This window comes from Pseudomonas sp. JQ36, assembly GCF_053851495.1.
Map to the genome: position 1 here is coordinate 3738205 of NZ_CM132642.1, position 23942 is coordinate 3762146.

Annotated in this window: 30 protein-coding genes; 18 read left to right on the top strand and 12 right to left on the bottom strand. The window is 60.4% G+C overall.

Annotation, left to right across the window (positions count from 1 at the left end; all coding sequences use genetic code 11):
- Positions 1-40: 40 nt before the first annotated feature.
- From ACS4NR_RS16730 to ACS4NR_RS16740, 3 genes are read right to left on the bottom strand one after another with little or no spacing between them, the layout of a single operon-like run.
- Complete coding sequence (locus tag ACS4NR_RS16730) at positions 41-664, bottom strand: SOS response-associated peptidase (RefSeq protein ID WP_456017910.1); 624 nt, start codon at positions 662-664, stop codon at positions 41-43.
- A 36-nt stretch (positions 665-700) separates the two neighbouring features.
- A complete protein-coding gene (locus ACS4NR_RS16735; RefSeq protein WP_008083988.1) occupies positions 701-961 on the bottom strand; it encodes a putative signal transducing protein in 261 nt (86 codons plus the stop codon).
- 9 nt (positions 962-970) lie between these two features.
- On the bottom strand, positions 971-1153 hold the full coding sequence (locus tag ACS4NR_RS16740) for a CPXCG motif-containing cysteine-rich protein (RefSeq protein WP_095136829.1): 183 nt from the start codon (positions 1151-1153) through the stop codon (positions 971-973).
- A 142-nt stretch (positions 1154-1295) separates the two neighbouring features.
- Between ACS4NR_RS16740 and ACS4NR_RS16745 the strand changes: the two genes are divergently transcribed.
- On the top strand, positions 1296-2459 hold the full coding sequence (locus tag ACS4NR_RS16745) for a 1-acyl-sn-glycerol-3-phosphate acyltransferase (protein WP_177439983.1): 1164 nt from the start codon (positions 1296-1298) through the stop codon (positions 2457-2459).
- A gap of 92 nt (positions 2460-2551) precedes the next feature.
- Here ACS4NR_RS16745 and ACS4NR_RS16750 read toward each other — a convergent pair whose 3' ends face one another.
- Positions 2552-2830, bottom strand: a complete 279-nt coding sequence (locus ACS4NR_RS16750; RefSeq protein WP_007967709.1) for a hypothetical protein — start codon at positions 2828-2830, stop codon at positions 2552-2554.
- Positions 2831-3024: 194 nt separating this feature from the next.
- Here ACS4NR_RS16750 and ACS4NR_RS16755 point away from each other — a divergent pair, with 194 nt between their 5' ends.
- On the top strand, positions 3025-3231 hold the full coding sequence (locus ACS4NR_RS16755) for a hypothetical protein (protein ID WP_027612213.1): 207 nt from the start codon (positions 3025-3027) through the stop codon (positions 3229-3231).
- A gap of 192 nt (positions 3232-3423) precedes the next feature.
- Here ACS4NR_RS16755 and ACS4NR_RS16760 read toward each other — a convergent pair whose 3' ends face one another.
- A complete protein-coding gene (locus ACS4NR_RS16760) occupies positions 3424-4008 on the bottom strand; it encodes a YajG family lipoprotein (RefSeq protein ID WP_096797161.1) in 585 nt (194 codons plus the stop codon).
- Positions 4009-4211: 203 nt separating this feature from the next.
- On the opposite strand from ACS4NR_RS16760, the gene ACS4NR_RS16765 reads away from it, so the two are divergent.
- Both ACS4NR_RS16765 and mqo read left to right on the top strand, forming a co-directional pair.
- Complete coding sequence (locus ACS4NR_RS16765; protein WP_003228102.1) at positions 4212-4445, top strand: hypothetical protein; 234 nt, start codon at positions 4212-4214, stop codon at positions 4443-4445.
- A gap of 706 nt (positions 4446-5151) precedes the next feature.
- Positions 5152-6660, top strand: a complete 1509-nt coding sequence (gene mqo / locus ACS4NR_RS16770) for a malate dehydrogenase (quinone) (RefSeq protein ID WP_123587805.1) — start codon at positions 5152-5154, stop codon at positions 6658-6660.
- A gap of 180 nt (positions 6661-6840) precedes the next feature.
- Here the strand turns inward: mqo and ACS4NR_RS16775 are convergent, their stop codons facing one another.
- The 4 genes from ACS4NR_RS16775 to ACS4NR_RS16790 all read right to left on the bottom strand — a co-directional run bounded on the left by ACS4NR_RS16775 (position 6841) and on the right by ACS4NR_RS16790 (position 8829).
- Positions 6841-7128, bottom strand: a complete 288-nt coding sequence (locus ACS4NR_RS16775) for a PA4642 family protein (RefSeq protein WP_095136825.1) — start codon at positions 7126-7128, stop codon at positions 6841-6843.
- A 63-nt stretch (positions 7129-7191) separates the two neighbouring features.
- A complete protein-coding gene (locus tag ACS4NR_RS16780; protein WP_166497596.1) occupies positions 7192-7677 on the bottom strand; it encodes a hypothetical protein in 486 nt (161 codons plus the stop codon).
- Positions 7678-7794: 117 nt separating this feature from the next.
- Entirely contained in the window at positions 7795-8268 is a 474-nt protein-coding gene (locus tag ACS4NR_RS16785; protein ID WP_095136823.1) for a WbuC family cupin fold metalloprotein, read from the bottom strand.
- Positions 8269-8271: 3 nt separating this feature from the next.
- Positions 8272-8829 (bottom strand): hypoxanthine-guanine phosphoribosyltransferase, encoded by a 558-nt coding sequence (locus tag ACS4NR_RS16790; protein WP_008086142.1) that lies wholly within the window; start codon positions 8827-8829, stop codon positions 8272-8274.
- A 161-nt stretch (positions 8830-8990) separates the two neighbouring features.
- Between ACS4NR_RS16790 and upp the strand changes: the two genes are divergently transcribed.
- Together upp and ACS4NR_RS16800 are read left to right on the top strand one after the other, a co-directional pair.
- A complete protein-coding gene (gene upp / locus ACS4NR_RS16795) occupies positions 8991-9629 on the top strand; it encodes a uracil phosphoribosyltransferase (RefSeq protein ID WP_003228118.1) in 639 nt (212 codons plus the stop codon).
- Between the two features lie 2 nt (positions 9630-9631).
- On the top strand, positions 9632-10906 hold the full coding sequence (locus tag ACS4NR_RS16800; RefSeq protein ID WP_003228120.1) for a uracil-xanthine permease family protein: 1275 nt from the start codon (positions 9632-9634) through the stop codon (positions 10904-10906).
- Between the two features lie 118 nt (positions 10907-11024).
- Here the strand turns inward: ACS4NR_RS16800 and hemH are convergent, their stop codons facing one another.
- Together hemH and ACS4NR_RS16810 are read right to left on the bottom strand one after the other, a co-directional pair.
- Complete coding sequence (gene hemH / locus ACS4NR_RS16805; RefSeq protein ID WP_456017911.1) at positions 11025-12050, bottom strand: ferrochelatase; 1026 nt, start codon at positions 12048-12050, stop codon at positions 11025-11027.
- Between the two features lie 13 nt (positions 12051-12063).
- Positions 12064-12966: a TIGR01777 family oxidoreductase gene (locus ACS4NR_RS16810; protein WP_095136821.1), complete on the bottom strand. Its 903-nt coding sequence runs from the start codon at positions 12964-12966 to the stop codon at positions 12064-12066.
- 197 nt (positions 12967-13163) lie between these two features.
- On the opposite strand from ACS4NR_RS16810, the gene ACS4NR_RS16815 reads away from it, so the two are divergent.
- The 12 genes from ACS4NR_RS16815 to ACS4NR_RS16870 all read left to right on the top strand — a co-directional run bounded on the left by ACS4NR_RS16815 (position 13164) and on the right by ACS4NR_RS16870 (position 23282).
- Entirely contained in the window at positions 13164-14150 is a 987-nt protein-coding gene (locus ACS4NR_RS16815; protein WP_456017912.1) for an NAD(P)/FAD-dependent oxidoreductase, read from the top strand.
- Positions 14147-14362, top strand: coding sequence for a TIGR02450 family Trp-rich protein (locus ACS4NR_RS16820; protein ID WP_027612220.1), 216 nt, complete (start codon positions 14147-14149; stop codon positions 14360-14362). Before ACS4NR_RS16815 ends, ACS4NR_RS16820 begins: the two co-directional genes overlap by 4 nt.
- Positions 14363-14576: 214 nt before the next feature.
- Complete coding sequence (locus ACS4NR_RS16825) at positions 14577-15539, top strand: YbgA family protein (protein ID WP_095136819.1); 963 nt, start codon at positions 14577-14579, stop codon at positions 15537-15539.
- Complete coding sequence (locus ACS4NR_RS16830) at positions 15539-16480, top strand: MerR family transcriptional regulator (RefSeq protein ID WP_456017913.1); 942 nt, start codon at positions 15539-15541, stop codon at positions 16478-16480. The genes ACS4NR_RS16825 and ACS4NR_RS16830 overlap by 1 nt, the downstream gene beginning before the upstream one ends.
- 11 nt (positions 16481-16491) lie before the next feature.
- Positions 16492-17937, top strand: coding sequence for a deoxyribodipyrimidine photo-lyase (gene phrB, locus ACS4NR_RS16835; protein ID WP_456017914.1), 1446 nt, complete (start codon positions 16492-16494; stop codon positions 17935-17937).
- Positions 17930-18352, top strand: coding sequence for a nuclear transport factor 2 family protein (locus ACS4NR_RS16840; protein WP_095136817.1), 423 nt, complete (start codon positions 17930-17932; stop codon positions 18350-18352). Before phrB ends, ACS4NR_RS16840 begins: the two co-directional genes overlap by 8 nt.
- Positions 18349-19131, top strand: a complete 783-nt coding sequence (locus ACS4NR_RS16845) for an SDR family NAD(P)-dependent oxidoreductase (protein WP_456017915.1) — start codon at positions 18349-18351, stop codon at positions 19129-19131. The genes ACS4NR_RS16840 and ACS4NR_RS16845 overlap by 4 nt, the downstream gene beginning before the upstream one ends.
- Positions 19128-20375 (top strand): NAD(P)/FAD-dependent oxidoreductase, encoded by a 1248-nt coding sequence (locus tag ACS4NR_RS16850; protein ID WP_166497590.1) that lies wholly within the window; start codon positions 19128-19130, stop codon positions 20373-20375. The genes ACS4NR_RS16845 and ACS4NR_RS16850 overlap by 4 nt, the downstream gene beginning before the upstream one ends.
- Entirely contained in the window at positions 20372-21187 is an 816-nt protein-coding gene (locus tag ACS4NR_RS16855) for a DUF1365 domain-containing protein (RefSeq protein ID WP_456017916.1), read from the top strand. The genes ACS4NR_RS16850 and ACS4NR_RS16855 overlap by 4 nt, the downstream gene beginning before the upstream one ends.
- On the top strand, positions 21174-22439 hold the full coding sequence (locus tag ACS4NR_RS16860) for an SAM-dependent methyltransferase (RefSeq protein ID WP_166497588.1): 1266 nt from the start codon (positions 21174-21176) through the stop codon (positions 22437-22439). Before ACS4NR_RS16855 ends, ACS4NR_RS16860 begins: the two co-directional genes overlap by 14 nt.
- Entirely contained in the window at positions 22432-22923 is a 492-nt protein-coding gene (locus ACS4NR_RS16865; protein ID WP_456017917.1) for a DUF2878 domain-containing protein, read from the top strand. Before ACS4NR_RS16860 ends, ACS4NR_RS16865 begins: the two co-directional genes overlap by 8 nt.
- A 53-nt stretch (positions 22924-22976) precedes the next feature.
- On the top strand, positions 22977-23282 hold the full coding sequence (locus ACS4NR_RS16870) for a YkgJ family cysteine cluster protein (RefSeq protein WP_041072462.1): 306 nt from the start codon (positions 22977-22979) through the stop codon (positions 23280-23282).
- A gap of 131 nt (positions 23283-23413) precedes the next feature.
- Here ACS4NR_RS16870 and ACS4NR_RS16875 read toward each other — a convergent pair whose 3' ends face one another.
- Positions 23414-23932 carry an acyloxyacyl hydrolase gene (locus tag ACS4NR_RS16875; RefSeq protein WP_027612230.1) on the bottom strand — a complete coding sequence of 173 codons (519 nt, stop codon included), beginning with the start codon at positions 23930-23932 and terminating at the stop codon, positions 23414-23416.
- Positions 23933-23942 lie beyond the last annotated feature (10 nt).

A 23942-nucleotide genomic window follows, 5' to 3' on the forward strand; every position in this document is an offset into this window, starting at 1 on the left:
GGAGCGGGCTTGCTCGCGAAGAGGGCGGCACAGCATCAAATCAGCCCGGAGTCAGACACTCCGGCCCATTGAGATTCGGATCATTCACCAGGTTCGCCAACACCCGCTCGCGCAACGCCGCCGGCTCACTGGCGAGCAACCCCTGCAGCACATGCAGCGGCGTCTCGGGATCGAGCCAGGCCGCCTGCCCCGCCTCATCGAGAATCAACGGTCGGCGCTGACTGGCCGCCGGTTGGGTGATCACCGCCGTACTCAGCCACACCTGCTCTTGCACCGGATAGGCCTCCCAGATCGCCGCGAAGAACAGCGACGAACCCTCCCCCGGCGTCAGCCAGTACGGGCGCTTGCGCAGGTTGCCGCGCCATTCGTAGAAACCGTTGGCCGGCAGCAGGCAGCGACGCAGGCGCAGCGCTTCGCGGAACATCGGTTGCTCGGCCACCGTTTCCGCCCGGGCATGCGCCGGTGTTTTCGATAGATCGGTCAGCCACGGCGGTGTCAGGCCCCAACGGGCGCGGGCCAGCGTGCGTTGGCCGTCGGCCTCGGCACGCAGCATCAACACCGAATCATTGGGGGAAATGTTCCACTGCGCCTGCTGATCGGCGGGAAATCCGGGCAGGGCCGCGAAATCGCGGTTCCAGCGAAACAGGGCATAACGTCCACACATGGGGCAACACGACTCAGAAATAAAACGAACGTCAGCCTAACAGACCAGCGTCCCGGGGAAGCTCTCCGGTTCATCGCCGGGCAGCGGCAGCGCGGCATTGTACGCGGTGATCAGTTCGCGGGCGTATTCGGCCTGATCGTTATCGACCGACAGGGCGAGCAGGCCGAAGATCGGCAGTTCACCGGTGCCGCCGAGCAGATCCCGGCCCACCAGATGCGCCTCGATGCCTTCACTGGCGAGCATGCCCTTGAGCATCTCGCCTTCCATCAGGTTTTCCGGTTCGTAGATTCGCTGCATGAGCGCCCCTCATTCGTTTTCGCTGAACACTTCCAGAAACCAGTCCTTGCCATGCACCTGCAAGACAAACGTGATCGGTCGACAACACACCTGACAGTCCTCGATGTAGGTCTGATCGCCGCCAGACAGATCCACTGTCGTCTCGACCGTTTCCCCACAATAAGGACATTCGTATTCAGCGCTTTCCAGCATCGCGGTCTCCCAGGTGACTTGTGCGTATAATCGCCGGTCTATTTGCAGGGCTATTTTTGTCTGGCTACCTTTTCAGACCGTGCCCCGTTGGTTTTCGATCAAAACCTTTACTTACCCTAGCCGTTTCCAACAAGAGAGCATGATGGGCGAATTCGATGCCATCCGACCTTACGACGACAGCGAAGTACCTGCGGTACTGGCAAGACTGCTCGGCGACAAGGCGTTTCTAGATATCCTCACCCACTTCCGCTTCCCGCGTTTTGCCGGTGCCTTCGGCTGGATGCTCAAACCACTTATAGCCCATCGGCTGCGTCGTGAGTTTGCCGACGTGACCTCCGTGGCCACTTTGCAGGACAAAGTCGAGTTTTACGTCGACCACACCATCGAGCGCGCCACTGATGGCGTGACTTACACCGGTGTCGAGCAATTCAAGTCCGGCAGCGCCTACCTGTTCATCGCCAACCACCGCGACATCGTGATGGACCCGGCCTTCGTCAACTACGCGGTGTACCACGCCGGCCTGCCGACCCCGCGCATCGCGATCGGCGACAACCTGCTGCAGAAGCCTTTCGTCAGCGACCTGATGCGCCTGAACAAGAGCTTCATCGTGCACCGCTCGATTACCGGGCGTCGCGAGAAGATGGCGGCGTATCAGTTACTGTCGGCGTACATCAACCACTCGATCCGCAACGATTGCGCCTCGATCTGGATCGCTCAGGCCGAGGGCCGGGCCAAGGACGGCGACGACCGTACCGAGTCGGCGATCCTCAAGATGTTCCACATGAGCCGCAAGGACGAGCCGTTCGGCGAGGTCATCCAGTCGCTGAACCTGACCCCGGTGTCGATCAGCTACGAATACGACCCGTGCGACCAGGCCAAGGCCCGCGAGTTGTACATCCGCGCCACCACCGGCACCTACGCCAAGGCGCCAGGCGAGGATGACGTGAGCATTGCCAAGGGCATCACCGGCTACAAGGGCCGGGTGCACGTGAACTTTGCCGCGCCGATCACCGAGCTGTTCGAAGACACCAAGCAATTGGCGGTCGAGATGGACAAGCAGATTCTCGGCGGTTATCGCCTGTTCCCGGTGCATTACCTGGCGTATGCGATGTGGGCCGATGCCGATCCGCAACTGAACGTGCCGAAGGCAGCCGAGGTGTTCCCGGCCGACGAACTGGCCAAGGCGCAGGAAGAATGGCAGCGCCGCCTGGACGCCTGCCCTGAGGAGCACCGTCCGTATCTGGTGCTGCAATATGCGACGCCGGTGCGTAATCAGTACCGCGTGAAGGCTGGATTGCCGTTGTAACGGCAAGATCAAAAGATCGCAGCCTGCGGCAGCTCCTACAGGGGAATGATGTACACCCTGTAGGAGCTGCCGCAGGCTGCGATCTTTTGCTTTTAGAAGCGCGTGCTGATCCAGGAAACGATCAGGGCCAGACCAAGGCAGGCAAAACCGAAGCGGTAGAAAAAACGGTTCATGCGCAACGTCGCCCAATCCAGAATCGGCTCGGCATTCGGTTGAGCCTGACGCTGCGCGGCGATGCTGGCCATCGCGCGCTGTTCACGGCGGCGGGTCGCGTGCAGCAACCAACTGCCCGGGAAGGCCAAGGCCAGCGCCAGCAGGTTGATCAATTTGGCGGGATGGGCGGTAAACAGCGTCATCAAGTGCAGCGACATCACAGACCTCGGAACTGAATCGGTGTGGCAGCCGCCGAATCGACGACCGCGGCGCGGATTCTACCGAAACACTCCACCCCTGCCCTACCCTTTGCGACAAATAACCTGACAATCGACCGATGGCTGTCCTGTGTCACGGCATCGTCATTTACATCGGCCACCATGCGCGCCTCGAAACACACATGGAACGCGACATGCTTCACGCCGAAAACCAGGATCGTCTGTACCTCATCACCCCGACCGACGAACAACAGAGCCTCGTCGGCAGCCTTGCCTTCAATGTTCAGGACCGCCACTGGCTGGTGTATTGCGCCCTCGGCGGGCATCAGCATGCGGATTTGCCGGAGACGGATTTGCTGACGGGCGTGAGCGTTCTCGACTTCTACTCCCAGGCCGCCTGACACACGCCTGTCCCTGTGGTAGGGGGCTTGCTCCCGAAGACTGAGTGTCAGTCGACTTCTGAGTTGACTGATCCACCGCTTTCGGGAGCAAGCCCCCTCCCACAGTTGTATGAGTATTCAGATAAATTGTGTGGCCACAAAAAAGCCCGGAGCCATCACTGGCGCCGGGCTTTTTCACATCGGCCGGACAGCTTACTCGGCGAGCACCTGACCCACGGTCGGGTCCTTGAACAGGCGAGTCAACGCGTCGCTCAACACGTCGCTGACCAGTTTGGTGTTGGTTTCCTGGTTCGGCGCCATGCCGAAGCGCTGGTCCAGCGAAGCGCCGTAACGGCCGCTGTAGCGACGGTTGCCGCTCTGCACGTCGGAGCGGAAGGTTGCGCCGATGGTGGCTTCGGTCACGTACATGCCTTCTTTCGGCGACTGGTACTTCAGCTCGGTCAGGGTCACGGTCAGCTGCGGCGCGTTCATCCCGTTGCTGGTCGGGGTGAAGCCGAGCAGACGCACGGCGGCTTCAGCCTGAGCCTGCAACTTGGGCAGGATCTGCTCGCGCTGCACGGTGATGGCGCTGGTTTCCGGGTACAGGCCGCCACGGGTGCCGAGGGTTGGCGACGGACGACCGTCAACCACGCGCACCACCACTTGCTGGCCATGGCCGACCGGGGCCAACTGCGTGGTCAGCTTCGGTTCCGGGCTCAGTTGTTGCGGGCTGTGGGCGCAGCCAACCAGGGTCAAACTGGTCACAGTGATCAAACCGAACAACAGGCGTTGCAACATGCTCTTTTCTCCAGAATCAGGCACAAACAGGCCGGCAGTATAGCGGTGGGCCACTGCGGGTCACCAGCACCCGACAGTGAATACTCAAATGTCTGACCCGGCCGTGGGAATGCGGTTCCTGTCACAGATTATTCACCGCCCATACACGTTGGCGTCACGGCCGCCTGGCAAGCTTCAAACCAGTCCCCAACAAGGTACTCGCCATGCGCTATCTGATCTCGTTATTCGCCCCACGTCCGCTGCACCGCAGCTTTGCCTTGCTCGACCGCAACGGTCATTGCCAGGCATTCAAGCAGTGCAGCCTGCAACCGATGGGCGATGGCTGGGTGGAAATCGAAGAAATCCGTCTCAACTGGCTGCACCAGCCACTGCCCGCCAGCGCCCGCGTCATACCGTCGCAGCCCCGCGCACGCGTGCAAGCGATGTTGAGCATCTGACCGGATGCCTAATAAAAGTCATTAAACACGACCAACTGCCCGCATTTCTTCGATACAATCTCCCCCCGATTATAAGGACGTCTCCTGATCGGGCCCCGCAACACCGGCAATGCCCAGCATTAGCCATCAAAATCGCCCACAGAGAGCCGCCCACACAGATCGAGTGAAGTTGGCGCGCTTGCCTGCTCTTCCGGCAAAACCCCGCTTTTCGCGAATCTGCAGAGCTGTCATACGCTCGGCCACCGCGTTGTTTTGCCTTTGCGGGCAAGGTGCCAGGCCTGGACAGCCCTTTTTGAGGTTCACGTCTTCAAAAGAGCGTGAAAAAAACGGGTTTTCACAACTTCACAAGAGTGTGGCGAGCAAATGAAAAGTTTTGCGTCTGAACATGCACCATTAGCGTCTGAAACAGCCCAACGACACAGGACCGGGGATACCTCGAACATCGGAGCCTGAAGCCTGTCCGCTACGGATTTGGTTGCACAAAACGGATTGTCTCGACCATAAGTCGAATTGCCAGCTGCGTGCTGAAATGAGTTCATGGAGCTCTTGAAAGCCAAGCCGCATACATCCGTCGAAGTTGCGAAAAATTGCGAAGATTCGGACATGGCGAACCTGACCATGGATAGCCTGGACACCACTGACCTGTCCCGGAACGCCTGGCAGCCATGCCGACAATTTGGTGCTGCAGATTTTGGAGACGCGTTAAATGGCGCATAACGAAGCAGTCGACGTAGTTCTGGTTGGGGCCGGCATCATGAGTGCCACCCTGGCAGTACTGCTCAAAGAGCTCGACCCGGCGATCAAGCTGGAAGTCGTCGAGCTGATGGATTCCGGTGCTGCGGAGAGTTCCAACCCGTGGAACAACGCCGGTACCGGCCACGCCGGCCTGTGCGAGCTGAACTACACGCCGCAAGCCGCTGATGGCAGCGTCGACATCAAGAAAGCCGTGCACATCAACACCCAGTTCGAAGTGTCCAAGCAGTTCTGGTCGTACCTGACCAAGAAAGGCACCTTCGGCTCGTGCAAATCCTTCATCAGCCCGGTGCCGCACCTGAGCTTCGTCCAGGGCGACAGCGGCGTGTCCTTCCTCAAGTCACGCTTCAACGTACTGAGCAAGCATCACGCGTTCGCCGACATGGAATACACCGAAGACAAAGCGAAGATGGCCGAGTGGATGCCGCTGATGATGCCGGGCCGTTCGCCGGACGAAGTCCTGGCCGCGACCCGCGTGATGAATGGCACCGACGTCAACTTCGGCGCCCTGACCAATCAGTTGCTCAAGCACCTGACCAGCGCACCGGACACCCAGGTCAAATACTGCAAGCGCGTCACCGGCCTCAAGCGTAACGGCGCCGGCTGGACCGTCAGCATCAAGGACGTCAACAGCGGCGCCAGCCGTGAAGTCGACGCCAAATTCGTCTTCCTCGGCGCTGGCGGCGCGGCCCTGCCGCTGCTGCAGGCTTCGGGCATCGAAGAAAGCAAAGGCTTCGGCGGCTTCCCGATCAGCGGCCAGTGGCTGCGTTGCGACAACCCGGAAGTGGTCAAGCACCACCAGGCCAAGGTCTACAGCCAGGCCGCCGTGGGTTCGCCACCGATGTCGGTGCCGCATCTGGACACCCGCGTGGTCGACGGCAAGAAATCCCTGCTGTTCGGGCCATACGCCGGTTTCACCACCAAGTTCCTCAAGCACGGCTCCTTCATGGACCTGCCGCTATCGGTGCGCGCCGGCAATATCGGGCCGATGCTGGCGGTGGCGAAAAACAACATGGACCTGACCAAGTACCTGGTCAGCGAAGTGATGCAATCGATGGAGCAGCGTCTGGAATCCCTGCGCCGCTTCTACCCTGAGGCGAAAGCCGAAGACTGGCGCCTGGAAGTGGCCGGCCAACGGGTACAGATCATCAAGAAAGACCCGAAAAAAGGCGGCATCCTGCAATTCGGTACCGAACTGGTTGCGGCGAAAGACGGCTCCCTCGCCGCGCTGCTCGGCGCTTCGCCAGGTGCGTCGGTGACCGTTTCGATCATGCTGGAACTGATCGAGAAATGCTTCCCGGCCAAGGCCAAGGGTGAGTGGGCGGCCAAACTGGCGGAGATCTTCCCGGCCCGCGAGAAGGTTCTGGAAACCGATGCTGCGCTGTATCGCAAGATCAACACGCAGAACAACATCGCGCTTGAACTGGTTGAAGAAAGCAGCGAGACCCCAAGCTTCGCTTGATCTTGCGGCATAAAAAACGCCCCGTACTCATTGAGTGCGGGGCGTTTTTTATGGCCAGTATTTGAAACACTGACCTCTGTGGCGAGGGAGCTTGCTCCCGCTTGAGTGCGCAGCGCTCACAAGAGTTTGGGGCCGCTGCGCAGCCCGGCGGTAGCAAGCTCCCTCGCCACAGGGATGGTGTTAGGCGCGAGCTTTTTCGATCAGTTCGATGTAGTCCGGAGCGTTGCGCTGATCGGCGATCAGGTCAACGAAGGTCTTGCCGTGCTCATCCTTGCCATCCACGTCGTAACCGGCCGCGACGAAGAACGTCAGGAAGCGCTCGAAATCGTCGATGCGCAGGCCACGGTAGGCCTTGATCAGTTTGTGCAGCGACGGCGAAGTGGCGTCGACCGGTTCAAAATCGAGGAACAGCTTGATCTGCTCATCGCCGATCTCGTCACCAATCACCTGTTTCTTATCTTTACGCATTGCCGACTCCAGCTCGCAGACATTACACGGGGCGGGCAGTTTACCCCTGCCCTGCCACCAGGCTCAACGCGAACGAACGGCTCCGGTGTGCAGATCGGCCCAGATGTGTCCGTTGGCGTAACTGAGGAACTGCACATACACGGTGTCGTTGCGCAGCAGATCGATCACCACCCGGTATTGGGCCAGCGGGTAAAACAGGGTCAGTGTTTTGCTCTTGTCGTCATAAACCGGTTTTTTCAGGCTTTTGCTTTCGCCATCGAAATTGACCAGCACCTGAGTGATGGTCGCTCCTTTGTTCAACGACTTGCCCTTGAGGCGGATCATCAACGCAGAAGTCACCGGAATCGGCTGCTGGTTGGACTGGCGTTGTGCGCCGACCACCACCGAATAATCGGTGACCTGCAGCAGTTGTTGCTGCTCGGGTTCGGCATCGCGCAGGGTCAGGTCGTCCGGCGGCAGGAATTGACTGTGCATCGGCGCCGGAGCGGCGGCCAGGGGCAGGCTGAGGGTCAGCAACAGGGCGGCAAGGCTGCGGAACAGAAGGCTCATGACAGGCTCCGGGGGGCGGGGCCGAGCACTCTAGCCGGGTTTCACGCAGTCCTGCAAAGCAAAAAAGGCGCAGGTCGCGTTGTCAGCAACCTGCACCTTTTTTGATCCAGCCCCGGATCAATCGAACTGCGCGCGCATCCAGGCCTGGTATTCAGCCACACCGGGCGCGCCTTCTCGCGGGGCCCAGTGAGCGAGTTCGCCCTCTCCGACTGGACGATAAGGGCCGGCCTTGCACTCGAACATCAGACTGTCGGCTTCCAGAACCACCAGGCCATGGAAGATGCCCGTCGGCAGATCCACACCGACACACTCGCCACCGGCCTGAAGAATCTGTTTTTTCACCACGACACCGGTTTCGTCAAAAATCAGCAGCCCCAGTCGCCCCTTGAGCACCAGCAATGTTTCCGCCTTGTTCTCACCCAAATGCCGGTGCGGAGGAATATAAGTGCTCGGTTGCAGGCCCACCGCCATGCGATGACAGGCCTCTTCCATCTGGTGAAAATTGTGGTGCTGGCGCCCACGGGGACTGGCCGCAGCTTTCTCGGCCAATTCAGCGAACAGCGTTTGATCAAGAAAGCCCGGTGTGTTCATTGATTACATTCCCTTAACAGCAAAGATCCCGTTGGCGTTGCGCCAGTAGCCTTTGTAGTCCATGCCGTAACCGAAGATGTAGCGGTCAATGCACGGCAGGCCGACGAAGTCTGCCTTCAGGTCAGGACGCGCCTTGCGGTCGTGATCCTTGTCGATCAGCACGGCGGTGTGCACTTTGCGCGCGCCGGCGTGTTTGCAGAAGTCGATGATCGCGCCCAGGGTGTGACCTTCGTCGAGGATGTCATCGATGATCAGTACGTCGCGGTCGATGAACGAGACTTCCGGCTTGGCTTTCCAGAACAGGTCGCCGCCGCTGGTTTCGTTGCGATAACGGGTCGCGTGCAGGTAGGAAGCCTCCAGCGGGAATTGCAGGTGAGTCAGCAGTTTTCCGGAGAAAATCAGGCCGCCGTTCATCACGCAGAACACCACCGGGTTGCTGTCGGCCAGTTGTTCGTTGATTTGTGCACCGACGCGGGCGATGGCGGCCTCGACTTCAGCTTCGGTGTACAGGCAGTCAGCCTCTCGCATGATTTGACGGATATGCTCGAGATCAGCGGACATGGCGCTCTCCAGGGGGATGTTTTCGGAAAAGCGGGCAAAGGTACGCATCCCGTGAGGTCGAATCAAGCCTTAATGGACTAACGTACTCAATGTCCTATAGGACATCACCCTCGGATAGATTAATCTAGGCCGGTTTTTTTGCCCGCCGCCGGAGTTTTTCCATGCCCATCCTCGAGATCCGCCACCCGCTGATCCGCCATAAACTCGGCCTGATGCGCCGCGCCGATATCAGCACCAAGAATTTCCGTGAGCTTGCTCAGGAAGTCGGCGCCCTGTTGACCTATGAAGCTACAAAAGATTTGCCGCTCGAATCCTACGATATCGCAGGTTGGTGCGGCACTGTGTCGGTGGAGAAAATCGCCGGCAAGAAGATCACCGTCGTGCCGATCCTGCGCGCCGGCATCGGCATGCTCGAAGGCGTGCTGAGCCTGATCCCGGGTGCCAAGGTTTCCGCCGTGGGCGTTGCCCGCAATGAAGAAACCCTGCAAGCACACACTTATCTGGAAAAACTGGTTCCGGAAATCGACGAACGGCTGGCGATGATCATCGACCCGATGCTCGCCACCGGCAGCTCCATGGTCGCGACCATCGATCTGCTGAAGAAAGCCGGCTGCAAGGACATCCGCGCGATGGTGCTGGTCGCCGCGCCGGAAGGCATTGCCGCTGTGGAACAGGCTCACCCGGACGTGACCATCTACACCGCCTCCATCGATGAGCGTCTGAACGAACACGGTTACATCATCCCAGGGCTTGGCGATGCCGGTGACAAGATCTTCGGTACCAAGCAGAAGGACGCGTGAGCATGCAGCAAGAGTTCAACGATCCGCTCTGGCGCACGGTGCTGTCCGGCGCCCAGATGCTGTTCGTGGCTTTCGGCGCTCTGGTGCTGATGCCGCTGATCACGGGTCTTGACCCGAACGTGGCACTGTTTACCGCGGGTCTGGGGACGATTCTGTTCCAGATCGTCACCGGGCGTCAGGTGCCGGTGTTCCTCGCGTCGAGCTTTGCGTTCATCACCCCGATCATCCTCGCCAAGGGCCAGTTCGGCCTCGCCGCGACCATGGGCGGCGTGATGGCGGCCGGTTTTGTCTACACCTTCCTCGGCCTCGCCGTGAAGATCAAGGGCACCGGTTTCATCGACCGGCTGCTGCCGCCAGTGGTGATTGGTCCGGTGATCATCTCCATCGGCCTGGCCATGGCGCCGATTGCCGCAAACATGGCGATGGGCAAGGCGGGTGACGGTTCCGAGCTGATCCACTACCAGACCGCAATGATGATCTCGATGCCGGCACTGCTGACCACGTTGATCGTGGCAGTGTTCGGTAAAGGCATCTTCCGTCTGGTGCCGATCATTTCCGGGGTGCTGGTCGGTTTTGCCATGTCGTTCTATTTCGGCGTGGTCGATACCGCGAAGATTGCGGCGGCGCCATGGTTCGCCCTGCCGCATTTCACCGCACCCGAATTCAACTGGCAGGCGATCCTGTTCATCGTTCCGGTGGCGCTGGCTCCGGCCATCGAGCACATAGGCGGCGTGATCGCGGTGGGTAGCGTGACCGGTCGTGACTATCTGAAGAAGCCGGGTCTGCATCGCACCCTGCTCGGTGACGGCATCGCCACCACGGCGGCCGGTCTGTTTGGCGGCCCGCCGAACACCACCTACGCCGAAGTGACCGGCGCGGTGATGCTGACCAAGAACTACAACCCGAAAATCATGACCTGGGCGGCGATCTTCGCCATCACCCTGGCCTTCATCGGCAAGTTCGGCGCACTGCTGCAAAGCATTCCGGTGCCGGTGATGGGCGGGATTCTGTGTCTGTTGTTCGGCTCGATCGCGGCCGTGGGGATGAACACCCTTATCCGCCACAAGATCGACTTGGGCGAGGCGCGCAACCTGGTGATCGTTTCGGTGACCCTGGTGTTCGGTATCGGCGGCGTGCTGGTCGGCACCGGTACTGGCCCGGACGACTTCGGCCTCAAAGGCATCGCGCTGTGCGCGGTGGTGGCGATTGCGCTGAACCTGATTCTGCCGGGCAATGATGGCTGGAAGAACAAGAAGGCGGATGAGCCGCTGATCTAAGGGTCTGGATGCTTGTTGTCTGACAGATAGCTTTCGCGAGCAAGCCCGCTCCCACAGGGGATCTTCAGCGCACCGAAGATCAAATGTGGGAGCGGGCTTGCTCGCGAAGCTTTTGGCTTTAAAGCGCCAACGGCGCTCGTTCACACAGGGTTGCCAACGCCTTCGCCCATTGCGGGTCATCATTCAGGCACGGCACCAGCACCAGCTCCTCGCCCCCCGCCTCGCGGAACTGTTCCTTGCCGCGATCACCGATCTCTTCCAGCGTCTCGATGCAATCGGCGACAAACGCCGGGCACATCACCAGAATCTTCTTCACCCCGCTTTGCGCCAACTCGTCCAGCCGCGCTTCGGTGTAGGGTTCAATCCACTTCGCCCGCCCCAGACGCGACTGAAACGACACCGACCATTTACCATCGGCAATGCCCGCGCGCCTGGCGAATTCGGCGGCGGTGCGCATGCACTGAGCGCGGTAACAGGTGGCAAGGACTGCCGGCGAGGCATTCTTGCAGCAATCCGCGTTTTTCAAGCAGTGACTGCCGGTCGGATCGAGCTTGGTCAGGTGCCGCTCCGGCAAACCATGGAAGCTCAGCAGCAAGTGATCGTAGTCCTGCTGCAGATGCGGGGTGGCGCTGGCGACCAGCGCGTCGATGTACTCAGGCTGATCGTAAAACGGTTGCAGCACCGAAAGTTTTACATCGAGTCTGTTCTCGCGAATCACCCGCCGGGCTTCTTCGATCACCGTGGTCGTGGTGCTGTCGGCGAACTGTGGATACAGCGGTGCCAGCGTGATGCGCTTGTGCCCCGCAGCCACCAGTTGCAACAATTTGGTTTCAATCGAAGGCTCGCCGTAACGCATGGCCAGTTCCACCGGGCCGTGGGTCCACTTGGTGGTCATCTGCTGCTGCAGACGACGGCTGAGCACTACCAGCGGCGAGCCCTCCTCCCACCAGATCGAAGCGTAGGCATGGGCCGATTGCTCGGGGCGCTTGATCAGGATCAGCGACACCAACAGCCGCCGCACCGGCCACGGCAGGTCGATCACGTACGGATCCATCAGAAATTGATTGAGGTAGCTGCGCACATCGGCCACCGAGGTGGAGGCCGGGGAACCCAGGTTGACCAGAAGCAAGGCGTGATCGGTCATGCATCGTCCTATTTCAAAGGCGGCCGGAGAGATCATCCAAAGCCGCGCGCAAATCCGTGAACTGGAAAGTGAAACCCGCTTCCAGCAAGCGTGCCGGCACGGCCCGTTGGCCGCCCAGCAACAGCAATGACATTTCGCCAAGCCCGACCTTCAGCGCCAGGGCCGGCATCGGCATGAACGCCGGACGGTGCAGCACGCTGCCCAGCGTCTTGGCAAATTCGCGATTGCGCACCGGTTTCGGTGCGCAGGCATTATAAGGACCGCTCGCCTGATCGCGGTGCAGAAGAAAATCAATCAGGGCGATTTGATCATCAATATGAATCCACGGCATCCACTGCCGGCCATTGCCCAAAGGCCCGCCCAGCCCGAGTTTGAACGGCAGCAACAGCCGCGACAAAAAGCCGCCCTCGGCCGACAGCACCAGCCCGGTACGCACCAGCACCACGCGGACGCCCAACGCTTCGGCGCGCTGGGCGGTTTCCTCCCAGGCAATGCACAACTGGCTGGCGAAATCGTCGATCACTGGCGGCGACTCTTCTGTCAGCTCGCGTTCACCGCCGTCGCCATACCAGCCGACAGCAGAACCGGAGATCAGCAACGCCGGTTTCTGCTGACGTGTTTCCAGCCAGGCCAGCAGGGTTTCGGTGAGGGTGATGCGGCTGCTCCACAACAACGCCTTGCGCCGATGGGTCCATGGCCGATCCGCGATCGGTGCACCGGCCAGATTGACCACCGCGTCCAGCGGCTGGTTGCCGAAGTCTTCCAGACGCGCAATCGCGCGCACCTGCGCGCCACAGATTTTCGCGACCTTTTCCGGACGTCGACTCCATACCGTCAATTGATGGCCCTGCCCCGACCAGTGTCGGCAGAGCTGACGGCCTATCAAACCAGTACCGCCGGTCAGCAATATGTGCATGACATCTTCCTCGCGTGGCGTTTTACCCGGATCACTAGTCTATTTTTATAAGCAGGGATCTTTTCTATCGGGCAGGCTCTATTGTTTAACCATAGGCCAAGCTGTCAGAACGAGAACGCTAGAAGTTATACCAAAAAACAAAATTGTACAGGTTTCATTCACGGCGTAGTCTGTACAGAAAGGTAAACGAGGCCCCTATGACTGTACCTATCGCAATCATCGGCACCGGCATCGCCGGACTCTCCGCCGCCCAGGCGCTGACAGAGACCGGACACACCGTCCAGCTCTTCGACAAAAGCCGCGGCAGTGGCGGACGCATGTCGAGCAAACGCAGCGACGCCGGTTCTCTGGACATGGGCGCGCAATACTTCACCGCCCGCGACCGGCGATTCGTCACCGAGGTGCAACGCTGGCAAAACCTGGGCTGGGTCGCCGAATGGACGCCGCAGCTCTACACCTTTCACGGCGGGCAACTGAACCTGTCGCCGGACGAGCAGACCCGTTGGGTCGGCACGCCACGCATGAGTGCGATCACCCGGGGCTTGCTCGACGGTCTGGAAGTGCACTTCGCCTGCCGCATCACCGAGGTATTTCGCGGGGAAGAGCACTGGCACCTGCAGGACGCCGAAGGCTTCACCCATGGTCCCTTCAGCCATGTGGTGATCGCCACCCCGGCGCCGCAAGCCACCGCACTGCTGGCTGCCGCACCAAAACTCGCTGGCGCCGCCGCCGGGGTGAAAATGGACCCGACCTGGGCCGTCGCCCTCGCTTTCGATACGCCACTGGATACACCGATCGAAGGTTGCTTCGTGCAGGACAGCCCCATCGACTGGCTGGCACGCAACCGCAGCAAACCGGGGCGCGACACCACTTGCGACACCTGGGTGCTACACGCCAGCAGCGCCTGGAGCCGGCAACACATCGACCTGTCCAAGGAAGCGGTCATCGAGCAACTGCACGGTGCATTCGCCGAACTGCTGCACAGCGCGATGCCCGCTCCGACTTTCAGCCTCGCCCACCGCTGGCTCTACGCACGCCCTGCGACCGGCCACGAATGGGGCACGCTGGCCGACGCCGATCTGGGCTTGTACGCCTGCGGCGACTGGTGCCTGTCGGGGCGTGTCGAAGGCGCCTGGCTCAGTGGCCAGGAAGCTGCACGCCGCTTGCACGAACACCTGCAATGAATCGCATCAATCCGCAAAAGCTGCTGCTGTCGAAGTGGACAGCAGCCCACCCGCAAAACCGCGAAAAGCATTTTCTGGTGACCGAACTGTTCCGTGATGAGGAAGGCACGGTGCTGGAGATCGAGTTGCAGGCGGTGTTGACCAAGCGCGCAGAACGCCTCGACTGGCAGACGTTGAAGAACAACGATCACTGGTTACTGGGCTGGCAATAAAGATCCTGTAGGAGTGAGCCTGCTCGCGATGGCGTCGCATCATTCAACATCAATGCTGCCGACATACCGCTATCGCGAGCAGGCTCACTCCTACAAGGGATTGGGGAATCCGGAAAAACTTATACAAATGAGTTGACTTGTACACGCATGAATCTATGCTGAGGAAAAGTTGTACAGAAATAAGCGCCTGTACAGGAATAGATTCGAGGTGTGCATGTCCGATCTTTCTGCTTCCCGGCCCAAAATCGCCATCAGCGCCTGCCTGATGGGCGCCGAAGTGCGCTACAACGGCGGGCACAAGGAATCGCGGTTGTGCAGCCGCACCCTTGCCGAGTATTTCGAATTCGTCCCGGTGTGCCCCGAAGTCGCGATTGGCCTGGGCATTCCTCGCGAGCCGATCCGGCTGGTCGGAGATACGGAAAATCCCGAAGCCGTCGGCACCGTCAACCCGCAAATCAATGTCACCGAACCGCTGGCGGCCTACGGGCAGAAAATGGCCGGCGAGCTCAATGACATCTGCGGCTACATCTTCATGCAGCAGTCGCCTTCGTGCGGTCTGGAGCGGGTCAAGGTCTATCACGCCAACGGCGCGCCGGTGAACGGCGGTGGCCGCGGCATCTATGCCCAGGCATTCTGCGCGCAGCACCCTGACCTGCCAGTGGAAGAAGCCGGGCGCCTGAACGATCCGGTGTTGCGGGAAAACTTCATCACCCGCGTGCTCGCCTACAGCGCCTGGCAACAGGTGCTCGAACAAGGCCTGAGCCGCCGCGCGCTGACCGAATTCCACTCGCGCTACAAATACCTACTGATGGCGCACAACCCTGAGCAGTACAAAGCCCTGGGCAAACTGCTGGGCAACATGGCCCAGACCGACCCGGTCGAACTCGGCCCGCGCTATTTCAGCGAGTTGATGAGCGCGTTGAAGAAATGCGCCACGCGCCGCACCCACAGCAACGTGCTGCAGCACATCAGCGGCTACCTGAAACAGGCGATCAGCCCGGAAGACAAACAGGAAATGCAGCATGTGATCGGCCAGTACCGCCACGGCATCGTGCCGCTGGTGGTGCCGTTGACTCTGCTCAAACACCACTTTCGCCAACACCCGGATCCGTACATTGCGCGGCAGGTTTACTTGCAGCCGCATCCGGAAAACCTCAGCCTGCGAAACGCCATTTGATGAACGATAAACTCGACACCAGCGCCCAGGAAGACCTCGGCGCGGACTTCAAGAAAGCCCTCGACGAGGGCTGGCTACCTATCCGCGAAGTCGCGCGGCAGACTGGCGTCAATGCCATCACCCTGCGCGCCTGGGAGCGCCGTTACGGGTTGATCGTGCCGCAGCGCACGCCCAAGGGGCATCGCCTGTATTCCGGCGAACATGTGCAACGAATCCTGACCATCCTGACCTGGCTCAACCGAGGCGTGGCCGTCAGTCAGGTCAAACCGTTGCTCGACGCTCCGCAAGCCTTTACCGAGACGGTGGAGAACGACTGGCAACGGCAGCGCCAGTCTTTGCTCGGCGCCGTTATCCAGCTCAATGAGCGCAACCTCGACGACAGCATCAACCAGGCCATGGCTCTTTACCCGCCACGCACCCTGTGCGAGCAATTGCTCCTGCCGCTGCTGGCCGAACTCGAGCAGCGCTGGCAAGGCCAGTTCGGCGCGCAGATGGAGCGTGTGTTCTTTTATTCCTGGTTACGCAGCAAATTCGGCGCGCGCATCTACCATAACAATCGGCAGTTACACGCTGCGCCGTTGTTGCTGATCAATCACTCGGACCTGGCACTGGAACCTCACCTGTGGCTATGCGCGTGGCTGATCAGCAGCGCCGACTGCCCGGTGCAAGTGTTCGACTGGCCGCTACCGGCCGGAGAACTGGCGCTGGCGGTCGATCATCTGCAAGCGCGGGGAGTGCTGCTGTATTCCAGCAAGGCGATGAATCTGGCGCAGTTGCCAAAACTGCTGAATGGCATCGGCACTGCAAAAATGCTCGTCGGACCAACGGTATGCATCCACCAGACCGAGTTGTCCGTAAGAACCCCTGAGATCGCTGATTTGATCCTGGCCGAAGACCCGCTCTCGGCACATCAGGAACTGGTTCAGCGTGGGCTGATTTAATGGAAACCGCGATGCAATTGATCTGGCTGCGCAGCGACCTGCGCCAACATGACAACACCGCCCTCGCGGCCGCTGCTGCGCGCGGCCCGACGGTTGCCGTGTATCTGTTGAGCCCGCAGCAATGGCTGGAACATGACGACGCGGCGTGCAAGATCGACTTCTGGTTGCGCAACCTGCGTGAATTGAATGCCAGTCTCGGCGCGTTGAACATCCCGTTGTTGCTGCGTACCGCCGACCATTGGGATCAGGCGCCGGCGGTGCTGCTTGAGCTGTGTCGGCAACTGAACATCGAGGCCGTGCACGTCAACGAAGAATACGGCGTCCACGAAAGCCGTCGCGATGCCGCAGTCGCCGCGGCCCTGAAAGCCAAAGGCATTACTTTTCACAGCTACCTTGATCAACTGCTGTTCAAACCCGGCACGGTACTGACCAAAACCGAGACTTACTTCCAGGTGTTCAGCCAGTTCCGCAAGGTCTGCTATGAACGACTGCATCGCTCGGTGCCAGCGCTGGTAAAAGCGCCCGGCAAACAGGCAAAGCTGAACATCGACAGCGATCCGGTACCGGCATCCGCCGCCGGTTTTGCAACGCCGAGCGAGTCTTTGCGCGCCCTGTGGCCGGCCGGCGAACAGGAAGCCCGGCGCCGTCTCGACACCTTCGCCGACGCACAGATCGACTACTACCAGAGCGAACGCGACTTCCCGGCCAAACCCGGCACCAGTCAACTCTCGGCCTATCTGGCCGCCGGAGTGATCTCGCCGCGCCAATGCCTGCATGCGGCCCTGCAAAGCAATCAGGGCGAGTTCGACAGCGGCAAGGTCGGCGCGGTGACCTGGATCAACGAGCTGCTGTGGCGCGAGTTCTACAAACACATTCTGGTCGGCTATCCACGGGTTTCACGCCACCGCGCGTTTCGCCCGGAAACCGAAGCCCTGGCCTGGCGTGATGCGCCAGACGAGTTGGCCGCCTGGCAAGAGGCGCGCACCGGTTTGCCGATCATTGATGCAGCCATGCGCCAACTGCTGGAAACCGGCTGGATGCATAACCGTCTGCGGATGGTGGTGGCGATGTTTCTGACCAAAAACCTGTTGATCGACTGGCGAGAAGGCGAGCGCTTTTTCATGCGCCACCTGATCGACGGCGACCTGGCGGCGAACAATGGCGGCTGGCAGTGGAGCGCCTCGACCGGCACCGATTCGGCGCCGTACTTCCGTATTTTCAACCCGATCAGCCAATCGGAAAAATTCGACAGCGAAGGCCTGTTCATCAAGCACTGGCTGCCTGAGCTGGCTGGCCTGAACAAGAAGGAAGTACACAATCCGGCCAGCGCCGGCGGACTGTTCGGAGTCGCGGATTATCCGGCACCGATCGTCAATCTGGGAGCCTCGCGCGAACGCGCGCTGGCAGCTTTCAAGAACCTGCCGTCGCGCTCGTCTATGGAAGAAGTCCATGAGTGAATTCCTGCGCCGCTTCGCCCGCCAGTTCGCCGAGTTGAACAAAGACAACTTGCAACGTCTGGGCGAGCTGTACAGCGATGACATTCATTTCACCGATCCACTGCATGAAGTACAGGGGCTGAAGCAACTGCAGCATTACTTCAGCGAGCTGTACGCCAACGTCAGCGAACTGCGTTTCGATTTCCACGGCTTCGACCAGGTCGCTGACGGTGAAGGTTACCTGCGCTGGGTCATGAGTTACCGCCACCCGCGCCTGGCCGGTGGTCAATTGATTCGCGTCGCCGGGTGTTCGCACCTGCTCTGGCGCGACAAGGTTTATCGCCACCGGGATTATTTCGATGCCGGGGCCATGCTGTATGAACATTTACCCGTATTGGGCCGGGTGATCGCCTGGTTGAAAAGGAGAATGGGATGAGTCGTACACCTCCACGGCGTTATTGGCTGACCGGTGCCAGCAGTGGCATCGGCGCAGCACTGGCTGAAGACATTCTGAAAAGCGGCGCGCATCTGGCTGTGAGCTCGCGTCAGGTGGCACCGCTCAAAGTGCTGTCGCAACGTTATCCGGGGCAAGTGCTGGTGGTGGCCGGCGATCTGACCAGCAGTCAGACCGTGCGCGAAATCGGCCAGCAGATCGAACAGGCCTGGGGCTCACTGGACAGCGTGATTCTCAATGCCGGCACCTGCGAGTACGTCGATGCGCGACAGTTCGATGCCTCGATCATCGAACATGTGGTGCGCACCAACCTGCTCGCCAGCAGTTACTGCATCGAAGCGGCCCTGCCATTGCTGCGCAAAGGCACAGCACCGCATCTGATCGGCATGGCCAGCTCAGTCACCTACCTGCCGCTGCCTCGGGCCGAAGCCTACGGCGCGTCGAAGGCCGGGCTGCGCTATCTGTTCGAATCGCTGCGGATCGATCTGGCCGTCGAGGGCATCGATGTCACCATCATCAGCCCGGGTTTTGTCGAAACGCCACTGACTGCCAAAAACGACTTCCCGATGCCGCTGAGCTGGCCTGTAGATAAAGCCGCACGGCATATTTTCGCCAAACTCAAGGATCGTCCGCTGGAGATCGCCTTTCCGGCGCTGTTCATGGCGGCGCTGTGGCCATTGTCGAAGCTGCCGGCGCGCCTGCAACTGGCAATCGGCAAGCGCATGGTGCGCAGCAACCCACCGCTGCGAGACCCGATATGAAGATCGCCATTGTCGGCAGCGGAATCGCCGGCCTGACCTGCGCCCACCTGCTCAATCGCCGACACGACATCACGGTGTTCGAAGCCAGCGACTGGGTCGGCGGTCACACGCACACCGTGCAAGTGACCGTCGATGGCCGCGAATATGCGGTGGACACCGGCTTTATCGTGTTCAACGACTGGACCTACCCGAACTTCATTCGTTTGCTCGGCCAGCTCGGCGTGTCGTTCAAGCCGACCGAAATGAGCTTCTCGGTTACCGACCCGGACTCCGGCTTGGAATACAACGGCAACAACCTCAACAGCCTCTTCGCCCAACGCAGCAACCTGCTGTCCCCGGGGTTCTGGGGCATGTTGCGCGACATCCTGCGCTTCAATAAAGAAGCTCAGCGCGACCTCGCCGAACAGCGGATCGCCGCCGACACCACGCTCGACGATTACCTCAAGGCTGGCGGTTATGGCGAACGTTTCATCCTGCATTACATCGTGCCGATGGGCTCGGCGATCTGGTCGATGCCAATGGCCGAGATGCTCAATTTTCCGCTGCAGTTCTTCGTGCGATTCTTCAAGAATCATGGACTGCTGTCGGTCAGTGATCGTCCGCAATGGCAGGTGATCGAGGGTGGCTCCAGCGCCTACATTGCGCCGTTGACCGCGGCGTTCAACGACAAGATTCGCCTCAGTTGCCCGGTGACCCGCATCGATCGCGACGAACACGGCGTGGTTATCCACAGCCCCGCCGGCATCGAGCGCTTCGATAAAGTCGTGCTCGCCTGCCACAGCGACCAGGCCCTGCAATTGCTGGGCACGCCAAGCCAGGCGGAACGGTCGATCCTCGGCGCCCTGCCCTATGCCGATAACGAAGTCGTGCTGCATACCGATACCCGTCTGCTGCCGACCCGCAAACTGGCGTGGGCCAGCTGGAACTATCGCTTGAGCGGCGCCGGCCATACGCATGCCGCTGTCACTTACGACATGAATATCCTGCAGGGCATTCAGAGCGACACCACGTTCTGCGTCAGCCTCAATCAGAGCGCCGGGATCAGCCCGTTCAAGGTGCTCGCCAAATACACCTACGCCCACCCGCAATTCAGCCTCGCGGCTGTGGCGGCGCAAAACCGCTGGGCCGAACTCGACGGTCAGCAGCACACCCATTATTGCGGCGCCTACTGGGCCAACGGCTTTCATGAGGACGGTGTGGTCAGCGCGTTGCGCGTGGCCGCCGCGTTCGGGGAAAGCTTATGAACAGCGCCCTGTACAGTGGCTGGATCGGCCATCGGCGGTTTTCGCCAAGACGCCACGAATTCCGTTACCGGATCGGCCTGTTGTACCTCGATCTGGCCGAACAGGATGCCGTGTTCGGGCTGTCGCGGTTTGCCAGTCGCAGCCGCTTCGCACCGTTTTCATTTCGCGAAACCGATTACCTGAAAACCTTCACCGGCAGCGGCATGCGCCTGATCGACGCGGTGCGGCAGCAGGTTGGCGCCGCCATCGGCCACCAACCGCAAGGTTCGATCTGCCTGCTGACTCAACCGCGCAGTTGGGGTCTGGCATTCAATCCGGTGAGCTTCTTTTATTGCCACGAGGCTGACGGGCAACTGGCGGCGATCCTCTGCGAAGTGACCAACACGCCATGGCGCGAGCATTATCACTACGTGTTGCCGGCCAGTGCACCGACCAGTCTGCATGACTTTCATCAGCATTTCGCGGTGGCCAAGGCCTTTCATGTCTCGCCGTTTCTGCCGCGTGATCTTGAGTACCGCATGAGTTTCAGCCCGGCCGCGCAAACCCTCGGCGTGCATATGGCCGACTGGCAGGGTGAGCACAAGCTGTTCGACGCCACACTCAATCTGCAGCGCGAGAATCTGAGCCGCCATAGCCTGCACCGCTACTTGCGACGTTTTCCGTGGATGACCGCGAAAACCTGTCTGGCGATCTATTGGCAAGCCCTGCGCCTGTTGCTCAAACGCGCCCCGATTTTTGCTCATCAGGCTGCCGACGGCAGCTTCCAAACCGCCACCGTGCCTCCCAAGGAGCACCGCCATGAAATCCTCTAGCCTGTCTGTCAGTCGCTTCAGCACCAACGGCTTGACCGGCTCGCTGCTGCGCCGAGGTGTATTGCGGCAACTGAGCCAACTCAAAAACGGGCAATTGCTGGTGGTCGAGGATGGCGAACGCCTGATGTTCGGTACGCCGGGCAGCCACCTGCTCGGCGAAATCCATGTGCAGGACGCGGCGGTGTGGGGCATGGTCGCCGGCAATGGATCGATCGGTGCCGGCGAAGCGTTTATCCACGGTTACTGGAGTTCGCCGGATCTGACCGCCGTGGTGCGAGTGTTCGTCAGCAACCTCGACGTACTCGACGCCATGGAGCGCGGCCTGGCTCGCCTCAGCCGGCCGCTGGTACAAGGCCTGCACTGGCTCAACCGCAACACGCGCAAGGGCTCGCAGAAAAACATCGCCGCTCACTATGACCTCGGCAATGACCTGTTCGAACAGTTTCTCGACCCGACCATGATGTATTCGGCCGCGCAGTTCCTCAGCCCGGAAGACAGCCTGGAACAGGCCCAGTTGAACAAGCTGGAACGGATCTGCCAGAAGCTCGCACTCAAACCCGAAGACCATTTGCTGGAGATCGGCACCGGCTGGGGCAGCATGGCGCTCTACGCCGCGCAGCATTACGGTTGCCGTGTCACCACCACAACGCTGTCGAAAGAGCAGTACGCGTTTACCGCCAAGCGCATTGAAGCTCTGGGCTTGCAGGATCGGGTAACGCTGCTGCTCACGGACTACCGCGACCTCACCGGCGAATACGACAAACTGGTGTCGATCGAGATGATCGAAGCGGTCGGCCATCGCTTCCTGCCGACCTACTTCAAACAGTGCGCGCACCTGCTCAAGAGCAACGGCCTGATGCTGTTGCAGGCGATCACCATTCGCGAGCAGCGCTACGAGCAGGCCAAGCGCGGCGTCGATTTCATCCAGCGCTACATCTTCCCTGGCGGCGCCCTGCCCAGCGTGCAGAAAATGCTTGAAGTGGTCAGCCACGAAACAGACATGAACCTGCTGCACATGGAAGACTTCGGTCTGCACTACGCCCGCACCCTGCGCCTGTGGCACGAAAACTTTCGCCGCGCCCATGGCCGTTTGAGCGAGTTGGGTTACGACGATTACTTCCTGCGACTGTGGGAGTTTTACCTGTGCTACTGCGAGGGCGGGTTTCTGGAGCGCACCATCGGCACCGCGCAATTGCTGCTGGCCAAACCGGCGGCCATGCCGGCGCCGTTGCTCGGACGCTTCAATGCTTGAGCGACTGGCCAATGCCGTGCTGTTTCAGGTCGGCTGGCTGGCGTGTGTCATCGGCGGCGACAGTCTGTGGCTGCTGCTGGCGCTGGCGGTGCTGGTGATTCATCTGGGGTGGATCAGCAGTTGGGCGGCGGAAGGCCGTTTGATCCTCAGCGTGGTGCTTGTCGGCACAGCCGTAGACAGTCTGTTGCGCGCTGCCGGGGTGTTCGAATTCCAGGATCAGTCGCCACTGATTCCGCTGTGGCTGATGCTGCTCTGGGCCTTGCTCGCCACCACGCTACGTCACTGCCTGCAATGGAGCGCCCGCCCGTGGTGGCTGGCCAGCGGACTCGGTGCCGTGGGCGGCGCCGTGTCCTATTACGGCGGCGGACAGCTGGCCGGGGTGCGATTTCCTTACGGTGAAGTGCCGACTCTGATCGGCATTGGCCTGCTGTGGGCGCTGCTGTTTCCGTTGTTGCATGCGATGGCTCGGCGGCTGGCCCACTGAGCGTCTGTCAGACCTTTCACACGATAACCGGCGGCTGCCTTACACTGCGCAGCATGAAAACCATTCCCCACCAGCAAATCACCGAGCCAGCGGTCACGTGTTCGACCTGCGCAGCGTGCTGTTGCCAGCTCGAAGTAATGCTGATCACCGACACTGGCGTGCCCGAGCGCTTTATCGATACCGATGAGTGGGGAGGTGAAGTGATGCTGCGGCTGGACGACGGCTGGTGCGCGGCGCTGGATCGCGACAGCATGATGTGCACGATCTACGAAAGACGTCCTCTGATCTGCCGCGAGTTCGAGATGGGGGCACCGGAGTGCATTGAAGAACGCAAAGGCATTGCCACTGCCTACCGTTGATTCCGAAAAACACCACTGAAACAAATGTAGGAGTGAGCCTGCTCGCGATTGCGGAGTACCAGTCAAACAAATGTTGGCTGACACTCCGCAATCGCGAGCAGGCTCACTCCTACAGAGGTTATGTGTAGCGCTTACAGCGGCATCGTGTAATGCAGCGCGTAGCTTTCTACACCGTCGTTGCTGCTGGCCAGGCCGGCGTTGGAATAGTGCGTCGCCCGAATCCCCACTTCATGCCCGCCATTGAAGCGCAGACCAAAACCGATACGGTCTTCGAACTGGAAAGAGCCGCCAATGTTGTTGCTTTCATACTTGGTGTTGGAGAACGCTGCCACACCAATACCCGCTTCAACATACGGCTTGACCGACTGACCGGCAAACTCGTAAACGAATACCGGCGAGAAGGACAGGCTGTTGTTGCTGGAAGTCTTGTCACCTTCCCAGTAAGTGTAAGCGCCGCTCCAGTAACCGGTCAGGCGACCGACGTCACTTTGCAGCCAGCTCTTGTCCCAATCGAAATTCATGCCCAGACGATAAGTCATGGTCGAGTCGCTGGTCGCACCCACTGCAAACTCAACGCCTGCCGCTTGTGCGGTAATACTTTGCCCCATCAGTGCAGCCGCAATCGCGGCCAAGCAGAATAGTCGCTTCACTTTGAAACTT

What these genes read in the sequence shown, in the direction of transcription:
- ACS4NR_RS16840 (WP_095136817.1), top strand. Translation starts at nt 17,930, where the DNA reads ATGAGTGAATTCCTGCGCCGCTTCGCCCGCCAGTTCGCCGAGTTGAAC.
- ACS4NR_RS16755 (WP_027612213.1), top strand. Translation starts at nt 3,025, where the DNA reads ATGCTTCACGCCGAAAACCAGGATCGTCTGTACCTCATCACCCCGACC.
- ACS4NR_RS16815 (WP_456017912.1), top strand. Translation starts at nt 13,164, where the DNA reads ATGACTGTACCTATCGCAATCATCGGCACCGGCATCGCCGGACTCTCC.
- ACS4NR_RS16850 (WP_166497590.1), top strand. Translation starts at nt 19,128, where the DNA reads ATGAAGATCGCCATTGTCGGCAGCGGAATCGCCGGCCTGACCTGCGCC.
- ACS4NR_RS16865 (WP_456017917.1), top strand. Translation starts at nt 22,432, where the DNA reads ATGCTTGAGCGACTGGCCAATGCCGTGCTGTTTCAGGTCGGCTGGCTG.
- ACS4NR_RS16740 (WP_095136829.1), bottom strand. Translation starts at nt 1,153, where the DNA reads ATGCTGGAAAGCGCTGAATACGAATGTCCTTATTGTGGGGAAACGGTC.
- ACS4NR_RS16870 (WP_041072462.1), top strand. Translation starts at nt 22,977, where the DNA reads ATGAAAACCATTCCCCACCAGCAAATCACCGAGCCAGCGGTCACGTGT.
- phrB (WP_456017914.1), top strand. Translation starts at nt 16,492, where the DNA reads ATGCAATTGATCTGGCTGCGCAGCGACCTGCGCCAACATGACAACACC.
- ACS4NR_RS16820 (WP_027612220.1), top strand. Translation starts at nt 14,147, where the DNA reads ATGAATCGCATCAATCCGCAAAAGCTGCTGCTGTCGAAGTGGACAGCA.
- ACS4NR_RS16860 (WP_166497588.1), top strand. Translation starts at nt 21,174, where the DNA reads ATGAAATCCTCTAGCCTGTCTGTCAGTCGCTTCAGCACCAACGGCTTG.
- ACS4NR_RS16810 (WP_095136821.1), bottom strand. Translation starts at nt 12,966, where the DNA reads ATGCACATATTGCTGACCGGCGGTACTGGTTTGATAGGCCGTCAGCTC.
- ACS4NR_RS16745 (WP_177439983.1), top strand. Translation starts at nt 1,296, where the DNA reads ATGGGCGAATTCGATGCCATCCGACCTTACGACGACAGCGAAGTACCT.
- ACS4NR_RS16760 (WP_096797161.1), bottom strand. Translation starts at nt 4,008, where the DNA reads ATGTTGCAACGCCTGTTGTTCGGTTTGATCACTGTGACCAGTTTGACC.
- ACS4NR_RS16825 (WP_095136819.1), top strand. Translation starts at nt 14,577, where the DNA reads ATGTCCGATCTTTCTGCTTCCCGGCCCAAAATCGCCATCAGCGCCTGC.
- mqo (WP_123587805.1), top strand. Translation starts at nt 5,152, where the DNA reads ATGGCGCATAACGAAGCAGTCGACGTAGTTCTGGTTGGGGCCGGCATC.
- ACS4NR_RS16830 (WP_456017913.1), top strand. Translation starts at nt 15,539, where the DNA reads ATGAACGATAAACTCGACACCAGCGCCCAGGAAGACCTCGGCGCGGAC.
- ACS4NR_RS16855 (WP_456017916.1), top strand. Translation starts at nt 20,372, where the DNA reads ATGAACAGCGCCCTGTACAGTGGCTGGATCGGCCATCGGCGGTTTTCG.
- ACS4NR_RS16735 (WP_008083988.1), bottom strand. Translation starts at nt 961, where the DNA reads ATGCAGCGAATCTACGAACCGGAAAACCTGATGGAAGGCGAGATGCTC.
- ACS4NR_RS16750 (WP_007967709.1), bottom strand. Translation starts at nt 2,830, where the DNA reads ATGTCGCTGCACTTGATGACGCTGTTTACCGCCCATCCCGCCAAATTG.
- ACS4NR_RS16730 (WP_456017910.1), bottom strand. Translation starts at nt 664, where the DNA reads ATGTGTGGACGTTATGCCCTGTTTCGCTGGAACCGCGATTTCGCGGCC.
- ACS4NR_RS16845 (WP_456017915.1), top strand. Translation starts at nt 18,349, where the DNA reads ATGAGTCGTACACCTCCACGGCGTTATTGGCTGACCGGTGCCAGCAGT.
- upp (WP_003228118.1), top strand. Translation starts at nt 8,991, where the DNA reads ATGCCCATCCTCGAGATCCGCCACCCGCTGATCCGCCATAAACTCGGC.
- ACS4NR_RS16790 (WP_008086142.1), bottom strand. Translation starts at nt 8,829, where the DNA reads ATGTCCGCTGATCTCGAGCATATCCGTCAAATCATGCGAGAGGCTGAC.
- hemH (WP_456017911.1), bottom strand. Translation starts at nt 12,050, where the DNA reads ATGACCGATCACGCCTTGCTTCTGGTCAACCTGGGTTCCCCGGCCTCC.
- ACS4NR_RS16765 (WP_003228102.1), top strand. Translation starts at nt 4,212, where the DNA reads ATGCGCTATCTGATCTCGTTATTCGCCCCACGTCCGCTGCACCGCAGC.
- ACS4NR_RS16785 (WP_095136823.1), bottom strand. Translation starts at nt 8,268, where the DNA reads ATGAACACACCGGGCTTTCTTGATCAAACGCTGTTCGCTGAATTGGCC.
- ACS4NR_RS16780 (WP_166497596.1), bottom strand. Translation starts at nt 7,677, where the DNA reads ATGAGCCTTCTGTTCCGCAGCCTTGCCGCCCTGTTGCTGACCCTCAGC.
- ACS4NR_RS16775 (WP_095136825.1), bottom strand. Translation starts at nt 7,128, where the DNA reads ATGCGTAAAGATAAGAAACAGGTGATTGGTGACGAGATCGGCGATGAG.
- ACS4NR_RS16800 (WP_003228120.1), top strand. Translation starts at nt 9,632, where the DNA reads ATGCAGCAAGAGTTCAACGATCCGCTCTGGCGCACGGTGCTGTCCGGC.